Genomic DNA, 18,610 nt, shown 5'->3' on the forward strand with positions numbered 1-18,610 from the left:
CTCTAAATCTCAAAATATTTTCGATAAATAACCTAAATATATGAATCAAACGACATAATTATCATTATTTCGTTATAATAAAAGCAAGGGAGATCTATATGATAATTAGTCCAACACAAAAAACTGTCGAGCGATTTAAAATAAATATTATGGATTCATCCGGACAAAATGAGCCGTTATTTCGTTGGGGCATGAAAATATTCTACGTTCAACGTAGAATATGTTTACTTGTAATTAATGAACAGACTAAATTAAGTTTCGCACTCTTTGATGTAAGAAACGATGATATACAATATTTAGATAACTTTATCCGACATGCAATCTTGCAACTGTACAGACACGACTATGAGGTAGTACAGTTGTTAATGATGTACTTCGAAGAAGATAAAACGCTAGAATTCGAGAAGTTGGTAAACAAGTCGATGATTTCATCACTCAATCTACTCCAATCTTCACTTTTTGACGATTTAGACTTTCTGGCTAACTTTGTGATCAATAATAATTTACAGGTTAATGATGTCAATGCGTACTTGAACTTTGATTGGCTTGTGACACGTAAACACAATAACAGAAAAGAATACACGTTTTCAGGAGAACTTTTTGTAGAAAGCCTAATTGAGCGGTATTTAGACAATGCTGTTCTCTAGAATTAAAGGCGTAACAAACATTGATAATACTTATAAAAAAGGCCACGGTTGTCGATACGACTCCGTGGTCTTTTCTATTGCTTTTGATTGGCAAAGTAATTCTTACGATAGTCACCCGGTGTTTCTCCGGTTACCTTTTTGAAAGTCGTTGAGAAGATAATCGGTGAGCTAAAGCCAACCATCTCAGAGATTTCATAAAACTTAAGACTTTCGTTTTCAATGAGTTCTTTGGCTTTTATAATACGAACCTCATTGATATACGAGACAACAGATTTTCCAATAATTTTGGGGAAGAGCCGACTCAAGTATGAAGGGGTAACATCGACATTTTCTGCGATGACGGTTAAATGAATGTCTTCAAAATAATGATTTTTAATATACATCATTGCCTTATTTACGATGTAGTTGGATGAACTCGCAAGTTCCTTATCTTGCATTGGTAACATAAAATCTCGAAGGGTAGCTTTCATAACTTCCAAATTGGGCATGTTGGTTAAATTGAAATTTGGAAACTCAAGTTTCTTCTTCTCAATGAAAACATAGAAGGCGTTATGTATCATTAGTGCAAATTGGTCATACGTTAAAATGATTTTTTCGTTGAATATTTGTTCAATATATTGATCCATTACAAGTTCAATCGAACCAAAGTTTTCTTGGTCGAAAGCAGCATGTAAATCACTCAAAAATTGTTGGCTTCCAGCCTGTTTAGAATCATTAATAAACATAAATTCTGTAAGGTTATGAACTGCTGCATCATCTTTCAAACGGTGCATTTCATGTAAGGCCTCAAGGCTTTTGAATGTATCTTTGACGTCAGAAAGTGCAATAACTTCGTCAACATAGTAAATTGAATTATGGATATCTAAGAATTTGCTAAGGCTCTTATGCAACTGATTGGCTTTGTCTTGAATTGTTTTCGTGAAGCTTCCAAAGAAATAAGAATTGTGCATGTTCAGTAGAATTGCATAAGCACCAGATTTCTCGGTAACGTGAAGGAACTTACACTCTTGAAATGTATTTTGAATTATGTTTTTTAAGACAAAGTCAAATTCGAGGATATCCCGCTCTGCGTAACGCTCAAGGACGTGGTCAAAATTTTCAATCGCAATAATCATGGGAACGTAATGTGGCATTTGTTGTGGTAAATCAATCACCGATAAATTGGGGATGGTATTGCTTCGTTGAAACAACCAATGTTCAAATTGTGCGAGTGTTTCATTGTAGATTTCTTTAACTTGATATTCGGCAATGAGGGAGTCTTTCTGGCCATTAGTACGTCTTGCTTCATTTTCAGCACTTACGCCATCAATCATTTTGATAATATTATCGCGAGAAATATCCGTTTTAAGAATATAGTCATGAATACCATAAAGCATTGCTTTTTTCACAATTTCAAATTCGTCATGAGCAGACATAACGACAACGCGTGTTGCGAAGTCTCGGGTTGACATCCATTCAAGGACATCCAAACCTGTCATGATAGGCATCGTAATGTCCAAACACATGACGTCAATTTGTTGTTCCTGTAGCATGTCGACCGCCTCTTTACCATTGCTTGCGGTCAAAAACTCATATCCATGCTCTTCCCAGTTAACTAATATTTTTAGATACTGAAGGATTTTTTTTTCATCATCGACAAAGAGTATTTTCATCATTTAATGTCCTCCAAGGGTATATGAATCGTGAATTGCGTATAGCTTTGTGCATCACTTTCAATCTCTAAGGCTGCCACTTCACCATAATGTTGAATTAGGCGTTGGTTAAGATTGTTTAAGCCGACTTGAGTACTCGAACTGTTGCGTTTGCGCGTTAACGCCTCAAGATTGGTGGTCGGTACACCTTTTCCATTATCACGCACTTTAATAAGCATTTCATGATCGTACTTCGTGATTGAGATTTGAATCACTTGATTGTTTGATTCGTTGGTAAATGCATGAATATATGCATTTTCGATGAGTGGTTGAAGAATGAATTTCATGATTTCAATATCAAAGGTTTCTTCGTCGATGTCATAGTCAATATCAACTTCATCAGAATAACGAAGCCTCATGATTTTGATATAACTTTCGAGTAATTCGAGTTCTTCAGCAACGGTATTTGTACTACTATCATTTTTGAGAATTGATTTTAGATAATTAACAAGCGCTTCGATTGAGCCTGCAAGTTCATAGGCAGAAATTGACTCAGCCTTCCATTTTAATGCATTCAGCGTATTGTATAAGAAATGTGGATTCACTTTGGTTAATAAGATTTCGTAGCGTAAATCACTCTTATCAATTTCTGCTTGGCGAATGTCTTCCACTTGAATTTCGAGTTGTTCCATCAGGCTATTGAAGGCATCACTGAGGTCTTGGAATTCCCCCTCAAGTTGCGGACTTCTAACAGCTAGATCACCATCCATGGCTTCACGCATATCATTTTTAAGGCTAAGGACAGGGGAGGCAATTGAATCAGTCACTTTGGTGATGTTACGCATCACAATGTAAATTAGTAGAATAAACCCTGTTAATAAGATAAGAGATTGGATCGCAAGCACGGTAAACATCTTGCTATAGTTGGTGATGTAAGAGAAATAAAATCCAGGATAAGTTCCTTCAAACTCGGTAATTACAAAGAAGTCTGCGGTATTGGGGACTTTAACAATTTCCCATTCAACTAAAGAATATTGTAAGTTCTCATCACCAATTCCTATAATAATAAAGTCGTCGGGATTAATTAAAGCATTGATGGCAAAGTTCTCAAGTTGTTTCATATCAACATCCAATTTTAGAACGCCAAGCGTGTTTTGAGTTATTGGATCATTGATGCGTTGGACGACTGAGAGATTCTTACAATCATCACAACTCTTATCAATATGTAAGAAGTAAGATTGTTGGTTTAATGCTTTTTGATACCAGTCTGAGGTTATTGCGTCCGCGTAAGTTCCGGTATCAGCTTCGGCAAAATCGAGTGCACTGCGATATACTTCTTCACGGTTTGCTGGAATCAGTGACACGTTAGAAATAGAAATATTGGCATTTAAAATTCGATAACGGAGTTGTTGATTCATCTGAATTGTATCGGTTTGTTTAGCCCAGGCATCATTGCTATAAACGGTAGCGTCCTGGCGAAGTATATCCATCATTTCTTGACTTGCATATGGTGCTTCGAGGGATTTGATAGACTGGCGAAGACTGGTATCAAGCATGTTGTCGATCTGATGCAAACTAATATTACTGGTTTGTGTAATCCGCTCGGTGAAAGTTTTAATAATCGTATAGAATGACAGAACAAAAACCAAGGTCAAAATTGGGATAATCAAAAGCAGTTGTTTTTTAATAATATCATGTTTAATTGAATTTTTTTTCATGGGTTTACATGGGGTGGCGATTGTATATCGTAATCTCCCAAGGCCTTCCTATTTTGATTGTGTAACGACGTCTGTGATTGCAATTTGGGGGCAAGGTTGACGTCATAAGTATAAAGTCTTGAAATACTATTCACATTATAACACAGTACACATTTTGGTGGGAATTAGACCAACACGAATGAAGGACAAAAAAATACCAAGGATATAGGTTGTATCCTTGGTATCTTTTGTGCTTGCACACTTGTAAATACGATATCTGTTCTTCATTGAAAGGCGATCTGGTAGGAAACCAGATATTCCATATGAATGTTAGCCCCCCCGACCCAACAATCATTGGTGTGTAGAATGTCAATCGTGCTTAGATTATGTTCAAGTGTCCGACGCATTCGATGTAGATTTAGCATAACCTTGTATGATATGTTGCAAGGTGGAGTCGATAAACATTAGCCCCCCCGACCTAATGCTTATTAAACTAGTAATTCACATCATGATATGTTGATGTGTGTGCTAGCTGTCTTCTAAATCTACTTAAATTATAGTTAATATAATGCGTTTTGTGCCCCCTTTAATAATTGCATTTTCTTAATTATTTTTGCACTTTCAAGTAAGAAATATATAGAATATTTGTCTAAGGACACAATTTATACAGAAATGACAAAATTCATTAATGAAGTGCAAATATAGAGAATAAAAGGAAGCAACTATCTATATTATACTTTTTGTAGAAGATGGAGATGTGCCATGCGAAAGAAAATCATATCTTTATTTGTTGTACTGATGTTGATCACTACGGGATGTTCAACAGGCAAGAAAAATGAAGATAAAGAAAGTATAATCTCTGTTGCGTATTGGGGAGACGTAAGAGAAGATTTAGTATATCAAACTGCAATTGAAGGCATCGAAGATGTGGTGCCAAATACGCGTGTGGAGTTACATAAATATGAAAGTGCGACTGCATTTTGGAGTGCAATGGTTAATCGGGATGAGAGCGTCAAAGTTCCTGATGTTATTTCACTCACGAATGAAAATCATTTGGAATACATTGAGGCAGGTTTTTTGTTGCCTTTGGATGAATTTAATATCAACTTGGAAACTTCAAAGCCTTCTGCAGTGAATGTATGGAATTATAAGGGCAAACAATATGGAATCCCGTTAACTGCTTCACCGGCGGTCTTGGCGATTAATCGTGATATGTGGGATGCGTATAATTTAGGTGCTTATCCAAAAACATGGAACGATGTTCGCTCAATTTCCAAGGAAGTTGAAAAATATGGTGTTGAGGGCTTAATTATTAATACAGAAGATACCTACCATCTAACGCAATACATGAATTCATTTGGAGGCGGGTGGCGTTTTGGATCCGCAATTAATTCGGAAGCGAATCGTGAGGCATTAACCTACATTTTTACGATGTTTGACGAGGGACTAGCTATGAACCCAAAAGATGAAGGATATACGTGGGATGGTGCCGCCTTTGCAGATGGTGCCGCCCTCATGACTACGGCCGGAACATGGTACATTGGGCTTCTACAAGATGAAGCGCCAGATATGAACTACGATCTAATCCCCATGCCATCACGAACTGGCCATGAGAACGGAACGCTGTATTCTAATGCCCTCGCTATTCGTAAGGATTCAAAAGATCCTCAAAAAGCTGCACAAGTTGCACAGTACATGGCCCGCCCACTGTGCCAAAAAGAATTTGCGCGAGTTATTGGATCTGCTCCCGCAGACATTGAAGAGAATAATGACTATTATCAAGAGAATACCCATATGGAGCATTTACAGTCACGCTCTGCAAATGCTGAACCATTCGCATACCCTAATCAATCGACACAATTTCAAAAGAACTTAAGTGACGAAGTTGAGGCAGTCATTTATGCACCTAAACCCACTGACAACAGCGCCCGGGCACACGAAATTTTAAGTCGATTAGAGCGTGCATACAAATAGAAAATGTACATCACACCTACACCAAGAAGCGTATCCTCAGGGATGCGCTTTTTGTTTTTTTGTAAGTGGGAAACAGGTTTGTGAGGGAACGTCATTATCGTACAAACAAACATAATAAATTACGCTTCGAAGTCTCTTCGACCATTGACAAAACACACCAAAATAGCTATAATTTAATCATAAGTTAGAGCTAACCATTCAAAGTTATTTTTTTAGTGAAGTACCATTAAAAAGTAATCTTTGGGTGGTTTTTTTTCATATTTAGGCGATAACTTAGTGTTCTTATCAATGAAAAATGCTGGCGCAATATCTGTTAATTTGTTGGGAAGTTGACATATATTAAACGTAGATAATATTCAAAATATGCTATGGGGGGGTATATGTTGCTTTTTACTGTGGACTACAGGAGGAAGTAGTATGAAACATGAAATGGTAGCAATGATTTTGGCGGGAGGGCAAGGAACGCGTTTGGGTAAATTAACCAAAGAAACTGCGAAGCCTGCTGTTCCGTTTGGTGGCAAGTATCGAATTATTGATTTTACATTAAGTAACTGTGCGAATTCAAATGTTTTTGATGTGGGGGTAGTAACACAATACCAACCACTTGAGCTGAATGAGCATATCGGAAATGGGGCATCGTGGGGACTCTCACGACGTAATAGTAGCGCAAAAATACTACAACCTTTCTCAAGTCAAGATGGCGAAAAATGGTTCCGTGGAACTGCTAATGCAATTTATCAAAATATCAGTTATATCGATTCTAAAAATCCGGATTATGTCTTGGTATTGTCGGGGGATCATATCTATAAAATGGACTATGAAGCGATGCTTGATTTCCATAAAGAAAACGAAGCAGCATTAACGGTCGCCGTTATCGATGTTCCTTTAGAAGAAGCTTCACGTTTTGGCATCATGGAAACAGATACCTCAGGTCGTATCATTGAATTTCACGAAAAACCAGAGGAACCTAAAGGTACACTTGCGTCGATGGGAATTTATATCTTTGATTGGCCTAAATTGCGTGCTATGTTGGTTCATGATCAAGCAACAGAACGTAGTATGGAAGACTTTGGTAAAAATGTTATTCCGGCATACATTGCGAATGGAGAGCGTGTCTTTGCGTACGCCTTTGAGGGATATTGGAAAGATGTCGGAACCATTGAGAGCTTATGGGAAGCGAACATGGAATTCTTGGATTTGGATCACAGCTTAAATATACGGGATAGCCACTGGCCAATTTATACGAAGGATACCATATCACCACCCCAATACATTGCTAAAAATGCGTTTGTGAAGCACGCAATGATTGGTGACGGATGCTATATCGATGGTACTGTCCAACACTCTGTATTATCGCAAGATGTTAAAGTGGGTGCTGATAGTACAGTCTTGCAATCAATTATTATGGCAGGGGCGTCCATTGGCAAAAATGTCAATGTTGAATATGCAATTGTCGGTGAACATGCAGTGATTGCGGATGGATCTCAAGTCATCGGAAGTAAAGATGCGATTCAAGTAATTGGTTATCACGAAGTTGTGGGGGTAAAGAAATAATGAAAAAGAATAGTGTATGTGCAATTATTAACTTAGCAGGTCATGAAACTCGATTGCATCCATTAACGAAGCAACGTCCAATCGCGGCCTTACCGTTCGCAGGACGTTATCGAATTATCGATTTTTCGTTATCAGCAATTTCATCAGCACACATCAATTCCGTCGCAATTTTTATCGAGGAAAGTGGTCGTGCCATTTATGACCATGTCCGAAGTGGTCGTGAATGGGATCTACACGGTGCTGTGAGTGGTGGTATCTTTACATTTTCGCAACAACGTCGTAAACTCGCAGATTTCTTGATGCTTGAGTCGGGAGAACGTTACTACGAAAACCAACGTATCTTCATTGATCGTTCGGAAGCCGATTATGTCTTAATCATGGAAGGGGACGCAGTCCATAATGTTGATGTTAAAGCATTAACGAAATTCCATCAACAACGTGATGCTGAAATAACCATCGCTTATAAATCAATCCCTACGGAAAAAACAAAATCATACAAAGCCGACGAATACTACCGCATTGATGATGAAGATTATCTTGAAGGGGTCATGTTGGGTAACACCAAAGATGATGAGCGTCATGCCATCGATGGTCATGTGTATCTTGTAAATAAAGCAGTCTTGTTCGATATCTTTAACCGTGCTGAGGCAGGAAATCTATTCGTAGACATTGGATCACTAATCCGTAGTTATTCACTCTTGTATCGCACAAGTATGTATGAATATACCGGATATTTAGAAGTTATTAATTCTTTAGCTTCGTACTATGCTGCAAATATGTCGATGCTTGAGCCTACAAACTTAAATGCCTTATTTAAAGGCAGCAATACCATCAATACACGTTCGAAGAGTGGAGTACCAACCTATTATGCTGAAAGTGCATCGGTTCATAATGCCGAGCTGGCAACGGGATGCATCATAGAAGGAACAGTGGATTCATCCATCATCTCCCGAAAATCGTCCATAGCACGAAATGCCCATGTGTCAAATAGCATTATCCACTCGGGTGTCAAAGTATGTGAAGGGGCTCGTGTTGAGTACGCAATTATTGAAAAAGGTGCTGTTGTTCAACCGAATGCTGTTGTAGTTGGAACCAAATATGCACCAATAATTATTGGCAAAGGTGCATGTGTCGAATGCCAAGATTCCCTGTAATTTACTGATAAGGAGAACTTTTATGAGTTTTGATGTTACAACGTTTCCACATCAACTCAGCCATGATGCGTACCGTTATTTTGGTGCGCATCTTGTTGAGGGTGGTGTCGTCTTTCGAGTTTACGCACCGAGCGCTGCAAAAGTAAGTCTTGCGGGTGCATTCAATGGTTGGAATTATTGCCAAGATTGGATGCATCGTATTAATGATGCTGGAGTTTACGAATTATTTGTTGCAGGTATCGGTGAGTGGGCCGTCTACAAATTTGGTATTTTTAACCATCAAGGGACCTATGTCGAAAAATCGGATCCTTACGGCTTTTATCACGAATTAGCACCCGGGTATGCCAGCAAAGTTGTTGATATCAACCGCTATCAATTTAACGATGATGCCTGGATGAAACAACGTACGACGAATATGGATAAACCCATGCACATCTATGAAGTGCATTTAGGATCATGGGTTCATGATGGTGTTGATACCTACGAATCGCTCGCATATAAGCTCGTAGACTACTTACGTTTTATGCAATATACGCATGTCGAACTGATGCCGATTACAGAGCATCCCTTTTTAGGGTCGTGGGGTTATCAAGTTACAGGTTTTTTTGCTGTGACGGAACGGTACGGGTCTTTAGAACAATTTAAACTGTTTGTTGATGTTTTGCACCAACATGGTTACGGCGTTATTTTAGATGTTGTACCTGTTCATTTTGTAAAAGATGCGCATGGGTTACGTCAGTTTGATGGCAGTGCACTTTATGAAAACGTGGATGAGTCTGAGTGGGGGACCTTATATTTTGATTACTCTCGCGTTGCGAATCAAACGTTTTTCTTATCGAGCATCGCTTACTGGATTGAAATGTGTCACATTGACGGAGTGCGAATGGACGCTGTTTCACATTTAATCTATTACCAAGGCAATCGTGACCATGGTGTCAACGAACCAGGGATTCACTTCTTAAAAACGATGAACAGTTGTTTGAAAGCAACCTATCCAACAGTGATGTTAATTGCGGAAGATTCCAGTGATTACGGCAAAGTTACCCATCCGGTAGCGGACGGTGGACTTGGGTTTGATTACAAATGGGACTTGGGGTGGATGAATGATACACTTCGTTATTATATGTTAGATCCAGTGTATAAAAAAGATCACCATCATGCGATGACATTTAGCATGGCGTATTTCTACAGTGAACGCTTTTTAATGCCCTTATCTCATGACGAGGTTGTGCATGGTAAAAAAACGATTGTCGATAAAATGTGGGGTAATTATGACCAAAAATTTGCGTTGGCTAAAAATTTATACATGTACATGATGACGCACCCTGGGAAAAAATTAAATTTTATGGGTAATGAACTTGCGCATTTTCGCGAATGGGACGAAGAAAAACCACTGGATTGGTTTTTGCTTGATTATTCGCGCCACGATGCTTTTAGAAGGTATATGCACGATCTTAATCACATTTATACACATCACGATGCTTTGTTTGAAAAGGACTATTGCTTAGATGGATTTAAGTGGATTGAGGTTGATAACAGTGACTTGAGTATTTTTAGTTATTATCGGGTTGGCACGACAAGTACCATTGTTGTAGTTCTTAATATGACACCCAACGCTTATGAAACTTATGACGTTGGCGTACCGGAATCAGGTGTATATCGGGAATTAATTAATTCAGAGAAAGCAATTTATGAAGGCTGTGATATGACGAACTATTCTAAGTTATCCAGCACCGCCGAACCGCTACATCAATTCGATTATCGAATTCGGACACGCATTGCGCCTTTTGGTAGCATGATGTTCATCAAAGAATAAAGGAAGCAGTCCGAAAGACTAAAGGAGACAAAATGAATATTTTATTTGCCGCAAGTGAAGGCTTGCCTTACGCCAAAAGTGGAGGACTTGCAGATGTTGTCGGTTCACTCCCAGCTAAGTTAAAAACACGTGCAGTAACTGTTTCGGTGATAATGCCTTTGTATCAAACAATTATCGAAACAATGATGCCTGAGTTAGAGTATGTTAAGACCATTCATGTGAAGCATGGAATGTTCGATACAGATTCACGCATTTTTGCTCATACAATGAGTGGCGTTACCACATATTTTGTGGAAAACCGTGAGTACTTTGAACGCGATAATTTGTATGGTTATATTGATGATGGCGGACGTTTTGCATATTTTCAATTGGCTGTTATGAATTTTATATTAGAACATGATACCGTTTTCGATGTAATCCATTGCCACGATTGGCATACTGGAATGATTCCTGTACTTGGCAAAACGTTGTTCAAATGGCATGAACGGATTGCCCACTTAAAGTATGTTTACACCATTCATAATCTCGCATTTCAAGGCAATTTCCCTAATAGTGTTTTAACAGATTGCTTTGACCTTACAATGGATTTGGTATACGACAACAGTGTAAACTTTGATGATGGTATCAGCTACATGAAGGGTGGTATCTTTTATGCAGACAAGATTACAACAGTTTCTCAATCGTATGCGCGAGAAATATTAACGCCTGAGTTTGGAGAGCGCATGGATGGTGTGCTTCGATTGCGTGAGCCAGACTTAGTGGGGATCGTCAATGGCATTGACACAAAGCTTTGGAATCCTGCAAAAGATACGTTGTTAACGTCGGTTTACGATGTTGATTCACTTGATCTCAAAGCACCAAACAAATCATCCTTACAAGCAAACTACGGATTAACGGTTGATGCTGATATTCCGCTTTTGGGAATGGTTACACGCCTAACAGATCAAAAGGGCGTGACGCTTTTGATTGATACGATGGAAGACCTTGTACGGATGGGGACACAAGTAATTGTGTTGGGATCTGGAAATCCGCACTATGAAGATCGTCTCGCATACCTTGCTTACCAGTACCCTAAAAATGTATGTTTCTATAAAGGCTACAATGAAAACCTTGCTCATGAAATATATGCTGGTAGTGACTTCTTCTTGATGCCATCAGCCTTTGAACCGTGTGGAATTTCCCAACTTATATCAATGCGTTATGGGACACTGCCAATTGTTCACGAAACAGGTGGTTTACGAGATACCGTAATCCCTTATAATGTGTATACAGGTGAAGGAACAGGTGTTTCGTTTACTTACTTCAACAATGACGAATTTTACAGTGCAATTGAACGTGCAGTGGGCGTCTTTGGCGATAAGCGCTTCATGAAGACGCTACAAACAAATGCTATGAAAACGGATGTTGATTGGCTAGAATCCGCAAGAGCTTATCGCGATTTGTACCGCAACTTGTAAGAAAGAAGACCCACCAGTGTGTGGGTTTTTTTATGAATATTTGTCGTATGTATCTAACTTTAAGAGGATTCACAAAGACTACATATCCTTGGTTTTCACATAACATTTGTACTTACTTAATACAGTATGGTGTAGAATTACGATATTATAAGTATAAATAGGTTAGAAATGTGGGGAAGTTATAGTCATGAGTCAATAAAACCAAATATTGAAATCTAAAATGCATGCCAATGCAGTCGCTAACGGATCCGCGTCTCACACTATTTGATAAAAAAATGTTTCAAATTTGAGGAGGGGCAAATGAACATACGAAAAAAAGCAGTGCAGGTCATTCTTGTTTTATTAATGCTAACGACAGTATTCATGAGTAACCTAAATCTAGGATATGCGAATGATGACACACGAGCGATTGTTAATCGTGGAGACATTTTGATATCGGAGCAATTTAAGAATAATGTTCAGTTTGAAGTGTCGACCGTTGTTCGTCGTACCGATACGAAGGAAATGGTGCCTGAAGGCATTGCCTTACGCGGATTGTATTACGACCAAGAAGTTGGTGGAACGGTAATTAAAGAAGAAGTTTACGCTACAGGTCCCACGGACACGACGTATAATTTCAAACAAAAAATGAGCAGCTTAAGCAATGGTGCTAAACGGGTTGATGTCGTTCTTGATGAGACCTTAGACTATTCCATCGAACGAGGGTCATCATCCTATAACCCTATTTCACCGAAGACGATGCGTTATGATGCAGCCGGTGGAACGTTTAGCACGGGCTATGAATTCAACTCGATTCGCCAGTATTATGGCGAACCAATCACGCTCTATGATGATTATGAAATTCCGACCCGTGAGGGTGGAACGTTTTTGTATTGGTTAACTAATGCTGGTGTTGCGTGGAATGAACTTGATAACCTTGAGGCTGGGGACGCTCCTTTCACTGCAAAATGGAAAATGGACGTCTATACGATTTCGTTTGAGACAAATGGGGGAACACCGGTGAACCCTCTAAGTAACGTTGAACATGGGAGTCTTCTCGTTGAGCCTGAATCCCCAACGAAAGTTGGACACACATTTGCTGGTTGGTATCATGATGAAGCGCTAACTCAGGCTTGGAATTTTGATAATGACAAAATTTCCGGAGCAGTAACCTTATATGCGAAATGGACCCCGGAGGTTTATACGATACGCTTTGTCAGTAATGGTGGGACGACAGTACAACCAATCACCAATGCTCCATATGGTCAGTTATTGGTAGAACCAGATGAACCATTCCGTGATGGTTTTGGCTTTGGGGCATGGTATAAAGACGCACTACTCACAGATATTTGGGACTTTGATCATGATGTTGTGACAGAACCAATAACACTTTATGCGTCGTGGAATGAATCCATCTACACGGTTGAATTTGAAAGTAATGGTGGAACGCCGATTGCTGAGATCCAAGATGTCCATCATGGCACAACAATTCCGGCTCCGACGCCACCAACACGTCCCGGTTATACCTTCAAAAACTGGTATTCTGATCCGGCACTAAAAACAAAATGGGACTTCAAAAAACATACAGTTACCAATGATATGACTTTGTATGCAGCATGGAACGAAGTAAAATATACTGTTACGTTTGAAACCGGTGGTGGCACACCTGTTGCACCAATAAAAAATGTAAAGTACGACCAAACGATAAAGGAGCCTGCTGCACCACATCGCGAAGGATATGGTTTTGATGGATGGTATCATGACGCAACATTTACACGTCAATGGAATTTTGCAACAGACACTGTGACTGATGATACGGTTCTGCATGCACTCTGGGATTACCAACGTTACAACGTAATGTTTGAATCGTATGGCGGAACCCCAGTGGCGACCATCGAAGATATCAACCATGGTGAAAAAGTACCCCAACCAGCAGATCCAATACGGGAAGGGTATCAATTTGTAGGATGGTATCATGATGATACGTTGACTCAAAAATGGGATTTTGAGACCGAGTTGCTGACGAAAGATACGACACTTCATGCCAAATGGCTTCTAAATAGCTATCAGGTTCATTTTCAAAGTAACGGTGGAACAGTGATTCCGAGCACCACCACAGAGCATGGAATGCCGGTTACAAAACCGATAGATCCAATTCGAATTGGTTATACTTTTGATGGGTGGTATCAAAACAAGGATCTTTCAACACCTTGGAACTTTGACAAGGATTATCCGACAAGCGAAATGACATTGTACGCAAAATGGAATCTCAACACGTACACAGTCTCATTTGAAACGTATGGTGGAACAGAGGTTCCTAGTACTACAGTTTCTCATGGCGAAAAAGTATCACAACCTCATGATCCAATTCGTGATGGGTATCGTTTTGTGGGTTGGTATCAAGATGAAGGTTTGATGATCCTTTGGGATTTCGAAATGAGCTCAGTTGATGAAGCCTTAACACTCCACGCAAAGTGGAACCCGGCTGACTCTGAAAGTGGGAGCACAAATGACACCGTTTCGGTTTACTTCGATAGCAATGGTGGTTCAAATGTTACGACACTGAGTGGTCTCAAAAAAGATACACTTATTCTACAACCCGAGGATCCCCAGCGAGATGGTTATACTTTTGACGGATGGTATACCGATGCTTCACTCACACGACCATGGAACTTTGAGATGGACACAGTCCATCAAACAATGACCCTCTATGCGAAGTGGGGTCCAGTGAATAAAACACCGGATGTCACAACATCTCAACCGAGCCTACCTGCAACCGGTGTACAGTCAACGTACCAAGTCATGGTGGGATTGACATTTATCCTAATGGGAATCACATTGAAACACGCAACACGCAAACGTCGAAATTTAGATGCTTAATGTCAAAGCGCTTCAAATTTGAAGCGCTTTTGTTAAGTTTGGAAAAGAAAACGATACAGTTTATGGTAATCTTACAGAACATATGGTACAACTATTATATTGTGATTAGTTTGCTTAGTATGCATTAGGGGATGGAAGCACGCTTATCACGAGTAAACCAAATAAATAGGGGGAAAATTATGGAGAAGATTATAAGTTTTGTGAATGAAAATCCAATGATATGGCTATACGTTGGATTTATGCTTATCGCGGTCGTATTTTCAATCGTTTCTATGAGACGTGCAAAAGCTGGGAAGGTTGATTTTTTAGACAATCACCCAGATGCAGCACGCATTCTATTGAACCAACAAGGATACATCAGCACGACAACCATTCATCTGTATGAAGTAAACGATGAACCTGTCCAATTGGACTTTAAAACATTCAACAAGGCAACAACCAAAGAATCACAATATTACTCAGAAAAGATGAAATACGGTGTACTTGTTAAACCAGGCGTAAACAAACTCTTAGTCAGTTATGAAAATACCAAACCTGGAGTTGTGCATAAGAGTGTTACGACGTATTCCGATCCAGTGCATGTTGAAATTAACTGTGCACCAAACACAACATATCGTCTAAGCTATGACTTGGATACAAACTTATACAGTGTGGAGGAAGTCACAAAATGACAAATCGCGTCTTTAAACGAACACCAATAAACATTATAAAGAACCTTTTATATACACTTTTTACACCTGTCTTTATTTACATTGCTGCCTATTTCTTGCTCCAATTTACAGGCCTTGAAGCCAAGATGCAAGAAATGATTGCGATTGGGCTGTCGGCATTAATCTTCCTTTGGATGTTGAAAATGTTAGTCGTTGATGAAAAGGTTGTGGTTACAGTTGATGCAACAGGACTTACATATAAGTCAGGCTCTAAAGAATCTCGCTACGATTTTGAAGATTGCCAATTTGGCTATAAAACAGTATCAAGCCAAGGTTCTACCGATACAATTAATTTGTACGTATACAAGGGTGACCAAGAAATAATGTTGAATTGCGAGCCATTAGGGCCACGTCAATTTGACGAATTATTTAATATCCTCAAAGGTCATACTGTTAAAGATGAACCACAACGCTTAAACTAATATTTTGACCACTACGCGTAGTGGTTTTTTTAAAAATTTCTCATTCACTAAATAGTTAGTATACTGTCAAGAAGATAATTAAAAAACGACCCAATAATTAATCAAGGGTCGTTTTTGTGTCATTGACATCAAAAAGCGCTGTTTCGATGTGATCGATGGCTTTTTGGTCGTATCCAGCAAGTGGAAAGCGTTGCTGTCTTCCGTTTGATTTTTGAACAACTGTCAGATACAGGAGTGGTGCAAATTGTTGTTGGTAAATGGTAAAACCACCAATACTGCCATAAAATCCAGAATCATTGCGTGTAAAAATGTGCGTTTTGCCAAAAATAGTGCGAATGCATACCGTGTCACCTCCAAGTTCAAGGGTGTTAAAGGTTTTGATTATTTTATAGGTGATGTAGACGATTGCAATTGGTAAGGCTATCGCCATAATCTGCTCGAACTTATCCGGTATTTTTTTGGTAACGACTAAGATCAGTGACACAATACCACCAATTCCAAAACCATAGACCGTGTACCCAAAGATAATTTTTGCTTTTTGTGTTGCTGATTGTTTCATATTAGTGTTCCCCCTACTGCAAAAAAATTATATCACATACATTTCAAGTTGTATTGAGGGTAAATATTTGACATCTATTATTAAACGCGTTAACATAAACATACCGATTGAATGTTTGCGAACAATCAAGACATTCTTAGGAGATAGAAGGTACAAAAATGGAAAAATTTTGGAAATATTTTAAACGCATTGTTATTGGTATTGTTGTAACAGCGCTCGTGTTGTTATCATCAATGTTTATCTTTGGAAAAATTGGAAAAGCATCAGATCGTAAGAAAATCGAAGATTATGGTGAAAAAGTAGAAGTCTTCGGTAAAAATATAAACATGTATATTACAGGAGAAGGCGAAGAAAAAGAAACAATTGTGTTACTTCCTGGATACGGAACCATTGCTCCAAAAATTAGCTTCGACCCTGTGACTGAAAAGCTTAAAGATGATTATCGTGTTGTCTTAGTAGAACCTTTCGGATATGGATTAAGCGATCAAACAGACCGCGAACGTACAACTGCAAACATGGTTGAAGAAATTCATATGGCACTTCAAGCGAAGGGTATTGATGACTTTATCTTCATGGGACACTCGATTGCAGGAATCTACATGTTAAGCTATATTAATACATACCCTGGAGAGGCGAAGGCATTTATTGGAATTGATACGAGTGTTCCGACACAACCGATGTTCCCAATGGACACAACGGTACTCCGTCTCGCAGATAAACTCGGTTTCTTACAGCTTACAATGACGCCACCTTTTGGAAAACCAACGGTTCCTTCATTTGTTCCTGAAGAAGATGTTGATCAATACATTTACTTTACCCGTAATACAAGTCTAAATGACACATTACTCAATGAACTAGGGAATCTAAGTCAAATTTTTGATGATGCCAAGGGCTACTCACTACCGAAAGATATGCCAGTTTATTTATTTGTTCAAGAGTTCAATGAACCAATTCCAACATGGCAAGCATTGCACGAGGAACAAGCAAATTCGGTTGATAATGGAAAAATGATGCTTATCGATGGCGATCACTTCTTGCACTTTGAACATTCAGAATTAATCGTGAAAGAAACAAAAGCATTCCTTAATGAATTTGTTGTTAAACCACAATAAAGCGAAAACTCCAGTTTCTGGAGTTTTTTTGTTGTGTGAAGATTAATGGTTTATGTCCTTTAGTGAGAACTATCGTGGTGATTAAGCGAAATTTGGTTTTAATAAGTTGATCGAACTTACTGCGTGCTTTGGTTCCAAAATATAGAAGTTTACTAACCAATTCCTCTGGATTCACGGAAACCTGTTCGAGAGTGCAGTCTTTTTGAACGTTCGAGACTGGAAGATTGAAGTGATAAAAGCTATAATACAAGTCTATGATAAGTTAATGGAGTCGATATGAAAAAAATTGTTTTAGTCTTAGCGCTGCTTGCTTTTTTAGGGGTAGTCTACTATGCGTTTAGTTCGTTACATGAAAATGTTACGAAAGAAGCGAACCCAATTGTATCTGTTGATGCAAGCATGGGCAATCAATACATCAGTTTTGAAGAAATGAAAAATGCCCCCATCGTTGATAACTGTAAGACTTCAAAGTTGAAAAAAAATACAACGGTAAATATATCTGCGTCAGGAGAATTTGCGTATTACGCAAAAACAGATGACCAAGGCCGCGTAAAATATATCTACGCACCAGAACTCTTCTTCGCAAACTATGACGAGCGATACAATGGCAACAAACGCCTTTGTGATCGTCAACAAAAAACACCGGGTGATACAAGTAGTGATGATGCCGGTCATATGATAGCGAATCAATTAGGAGGTAATGGATCATTGTATAACCTTGTCGCACAAAATGAGGTTCTTAATCGAAGCGGGGGCTGGCGTAAAATGGAACGTAAAATTGTAGAGGATATGCAAAACAATAACCCGGTTACGAATTATAGTGTTGTGATAAATTATAATAATGATGAACTGCGTCCAGATCGCTTTACGGTGTCGTATGATGTGGATTATCAAAATCCGAAGACTGGGAAGAAAACGTATGAACATAGTTTTAAAAACAATGGGACGAACCAGAATTTACAGCAAGCAAAACCAAAAGTCTAATCTGACCCACTGAGTTAATGATAAAACCCATATC

14 protein-coding genes are annotated in these 18,610 nt (G+C 38.9%); 11 read left to right on the plus strand and 3 right to left on the minus strand.

Translation table 11 applies throughout. The features are described from left to right. Positions 1-98 precede the first annotated feature (98 nt). A complete protein-coding gene (locus GVV20_RS03845) occupies positions 99-647 on the plus strand; it encodes a DUF6933 domain-containing protein (protein ID WP_159740160.1) in 549 nt (182 codons plus the stop codon). 74 nt (positions 648-721) lie between these two features. Here the strand turns inward: GVV20_RS03845 and GVV20_RS03850 are convergent, their stop codons facing one another. Both GVV20_RS03850 and GVV20_RS03855 read right to left on the minus strand, forming a co-directional pair. Continuing rightward, a complete protein-coding gene (locus tag GVV20_RS03850; protein ID WP_159740161.1) occupies positions 722-2,302 on the minus strand; it encodes a response regulator in 1,581 nt (526 codons plus the stop codon). Continuing rightward, the gene (locus GVV20_RS03855) at positions 2,299-3,996 is read right to left on the minus strand and encodes a sensor histidine kinase (RefSeq protein WP_159740162.1); all 1,698 of its coding nucleotides are present in this window, start codon (positions 3,994-3,996) and stop codon (positions 2,299-2,301) included. The genes GVV20_RS03850 and GVV20_RS03855 overlap by 4 nt, the downstream gene beginning before the upstream one ends. 741 nt (positions 3,997-4,737) lie before the next feature. Between GVV20_RS03855 and GVV20_RS03860 the strand changes: the two genes are divergently transcribed. From GVV20_RS03860 to GVV20_RS03895, 8 genes are all read left to right on the plus strand, one after another. Continuing rightward, entirely contained in the window at positions 4,738-5,949 is a 1,212-nt protein-coding gene (locus GVV20_RS03860) for an ABC transporter substrate-binding protein (RefSeq protein WP_159740163.1), read from the plus strand. Positions 5,950-6,366: 417 nt separating this feature from the next. Further along, positions 6,367-7,503, plus strand: a complete 1,137-nt coding sequence (locus GVV20_RS03865) for a glucose-1-phosphate adenylyltransferase (protein WP_159649632.1) — start codon at positions 6,367-6,369, stop codon at positions 7,501-7,503. After that, a complete protein-coding gene (gene glgD, locus GVV20_RS03870) occupies positions 7,503-8,657 on the plus strand; it encodes a glucose-1-phosphate adenylyltransferase subunit GlgD (RefSeq protein ID WP_159740164.1) in 1,155 nt (384 codons plus the stop codon). The genes GVV20_RS03865 and glgD overlap by 1 nt, the downstream gene beginning before the upstream one ends. Before the next feature lie 22 nt (positions 8,658-8,679). After that, positions 8,680-10,473 (plus strand): 1,4-alpha-glucan branching protein GlgB, encoded by a 1,794-nt coding sequence (glgB, locus tag GVV20_RS03875; RefSeq protein WP_159740165.1) that lies wholly within the window; start codon positions 8,680-8,682, stop codon positions 10,471-10,473. A 32-nt stretch (positions 10,474-10,505) separates the two neighbouring features. Continuing rightward, complete coding sequence (gene glgA / locus GVV20_RS03880; protein ID WP_159740166.1) at positions 10,506-11,930, plus strand: glycogen synthase GlgA; 1,425 nt, start codon at positions 10,506-10,508, stop codon at positions 11,928-11,930. A 300-nt stretch (positions 11,931-12,230) separates the two neighbouring features. Beyond that, positions 12,231-14,789 carry an InlB B-repeat-containing protein gene (locus GVV20_RS03885; RefSeq protein WP_159740167.1) on the plus strand — a complete coding sequence of 853 codons (2,559 nt, stop codon included), beginning with the start codon at positions 12,231-12,233 and terminating at the stop codon, positions 14,787-14,789. A gap of 179 nt (positions 14,790-14,968) precedes the next feature. After that, positions 14,969-15,460, plus strand: a complete 492-nt coding sequence (locus GVV20_RS03890; protein ID WP_159649628.1) for a hypothetical protein — start codon at positions 14,969-14,971, stop codon at positions 15,458-15,460. Continuing rightward, positions 15,457-15,921: a hypothetical protein gene (locus tag GVV20_RS03895; RefSeq protein ID WP_159740168.1), complete on the plus strand. Its 465-nt coding sequence runs from the start codon at positions 15,457-15,459 to the stop codon at positions 15,919-15,921. Before GVV20_RS03890 ends, GVV20_RS03895 begins: the two co-directional genes overlap by 4 nt. Before the next feature lie 97 nt (positions 15,922-16,018). Here the strand turns inward: GVV20_RS03895 and GVV20_RS03900 are convergent, their stop codons facing one another. Then, positions 16,019-16,480 carry a hypothetical protein gene (locus GVV20_RS03900; RefSeq protein ID WP_159740169.1) on the minus strand — a complete coding sequence of 154 codons (462 nt, stop codon included), beginning with the start codon at positions 16,478-16,480 and terminating at the stop codon, positions 16,019-16,021. Positions 16,481-16,638: 158 nt separating this feature from the next. On the opposite strand from GVV20_RS03900, the gene GVV20_RS03905 reads away from it, so the two are divergent. Together GVV20_RS03905 and GVV20_RS03910 are read left to right on the plus strand one after the other, a co-directional pair. Then, entirely contained in the window at positions 16,639-17,592 is a 954-nt protein-coding gene (locus GVV20_RS03905) for an alpha/beta fold hydrolase (RefSeq protein ID WP_159740170.1), read from the plus strand. Between the two features lie 276 nt (positions 17,593-17,868). After that, positions 17,869-18,576, plus strand: coding sequence for a DNA/RNA non-specific endonuclease (locus tag GVV20_RS03910; RefSeq protein ID WP_159740171.1), 708 nt, complete (start codon positions 17,869-17,871; stop codon positions 18,574-18,576). Positions 18,577-18,610 lie beyond the last annotated feature (34 nt).

Origin of the sequence: Erysipelothrix aquatica, assembly GCF_009828775.2 — a bacterium.
Lineage (GTDB): Bacteria > Bacillota_I > Bacilli_A > Erysipelotrichales > Erysipelotrichaceae > Erysipelothrix > Erysipelothrix aquatica.

Excerpts from the sequence above, each read along its gene's own strand:
- GVV20_RS03845 (WP_159740160.1), top strand. The coding sequence starts at position 99 with ATGATAATTAGTCCAACACAAAAAACTGTCGAGCGATTTAAAATAAAT.
- GVV20_RS03850 (WP_159740161.1), bottom strand. The coding sequence starts at position 2,302 with ATGATGAAAATACTCTTTGTCGATGATGAAAAAAAAATCCTTCAGTAT.
- GVV20_RS03855 (WP_159740162.1), bottom strand. The coding sequence starts at position 3,996 with ATGAAAAAAAATTCAATTAAACATGATATTATTAAAAAACAACTGCTT.
- GVV20_RS03860 (WP_159740163.1), top strand. The coding sequence starts at position 4,738 with ATGCGAAAGAAAATCATATCTTTATTTGTTGTACTGATGTTGATCACT.
- GVV20_RS03865 (WP_159649632.1), top strand. The coding sequence starts at position 6,367 with ATGAAACATGAAATGGTAGCAATGATTTTGGCGGGAGGGCAAGGAACG.
- glgD (WP_159740164.1), top strand. The coding sequence starts at position 7,503 with ATGAAAAAGAATAGTGTATGTGCAATTATTAACTTAGCAGGTCATGAA.
- glgB (WP_159740165.1), top strand. The coding sequence starts at position 8,680 with ATGAGTTTTGATGTTACAACGTTTCCACATCAACTCAGCCATGATGCG.
- glgA (WP_159740166.1), top strand. The coding sequence starts at position 10,506 with ATGAATATTTTATTTGCCGCAAGTGAAGGCTTGCCTTACGCCAAAAGT.
- GVV20_RS03885 (WP_159740167.1), top strand. The coding sequence starts at position 12,231 with ATGAACATACGAAAAAAAGCAGTGCAGGTCATTCTTGTTTTATTAATG.
- GVV20_RS03890 (WP_159649628.1), top strand. The coding sequence starts at position 14,969 with ATGGAGAAGATTATAAGTTTTGTGAATGAAAATCCAATGATATGGCTA.
- GVV20_RS03895 (WP_159740168.1), top strand. The coding sequence starts at position 15,457 with ATGACAAATCGCGTCTTTAAACGAACACCAATAAACATTATAAAGAAC.
- GVV20_RS03900 (WP_159740169.1), bottom strand. The coding sequence starts at position 16,480 with ATGAAACAATCAGCAACACAAAAAGCAAAAATTATCTTTGGGTACACG.
- GVV20_RS03905 (WP_159740170.1), top strand. The coding sequence starts at position 16,639 with ATGGAAAAATTTTGGAAATATTTTAAACGCATTGTTATTGGTATTGTT.
- GVV20_RS03910 (WP_159740171.1), top strand. The coding sequence starts at position 17,869 with ATGAAAAAAATTGTTTTAGTCTTAGCGCTGCTTGCTTTTTTAGGGGTA.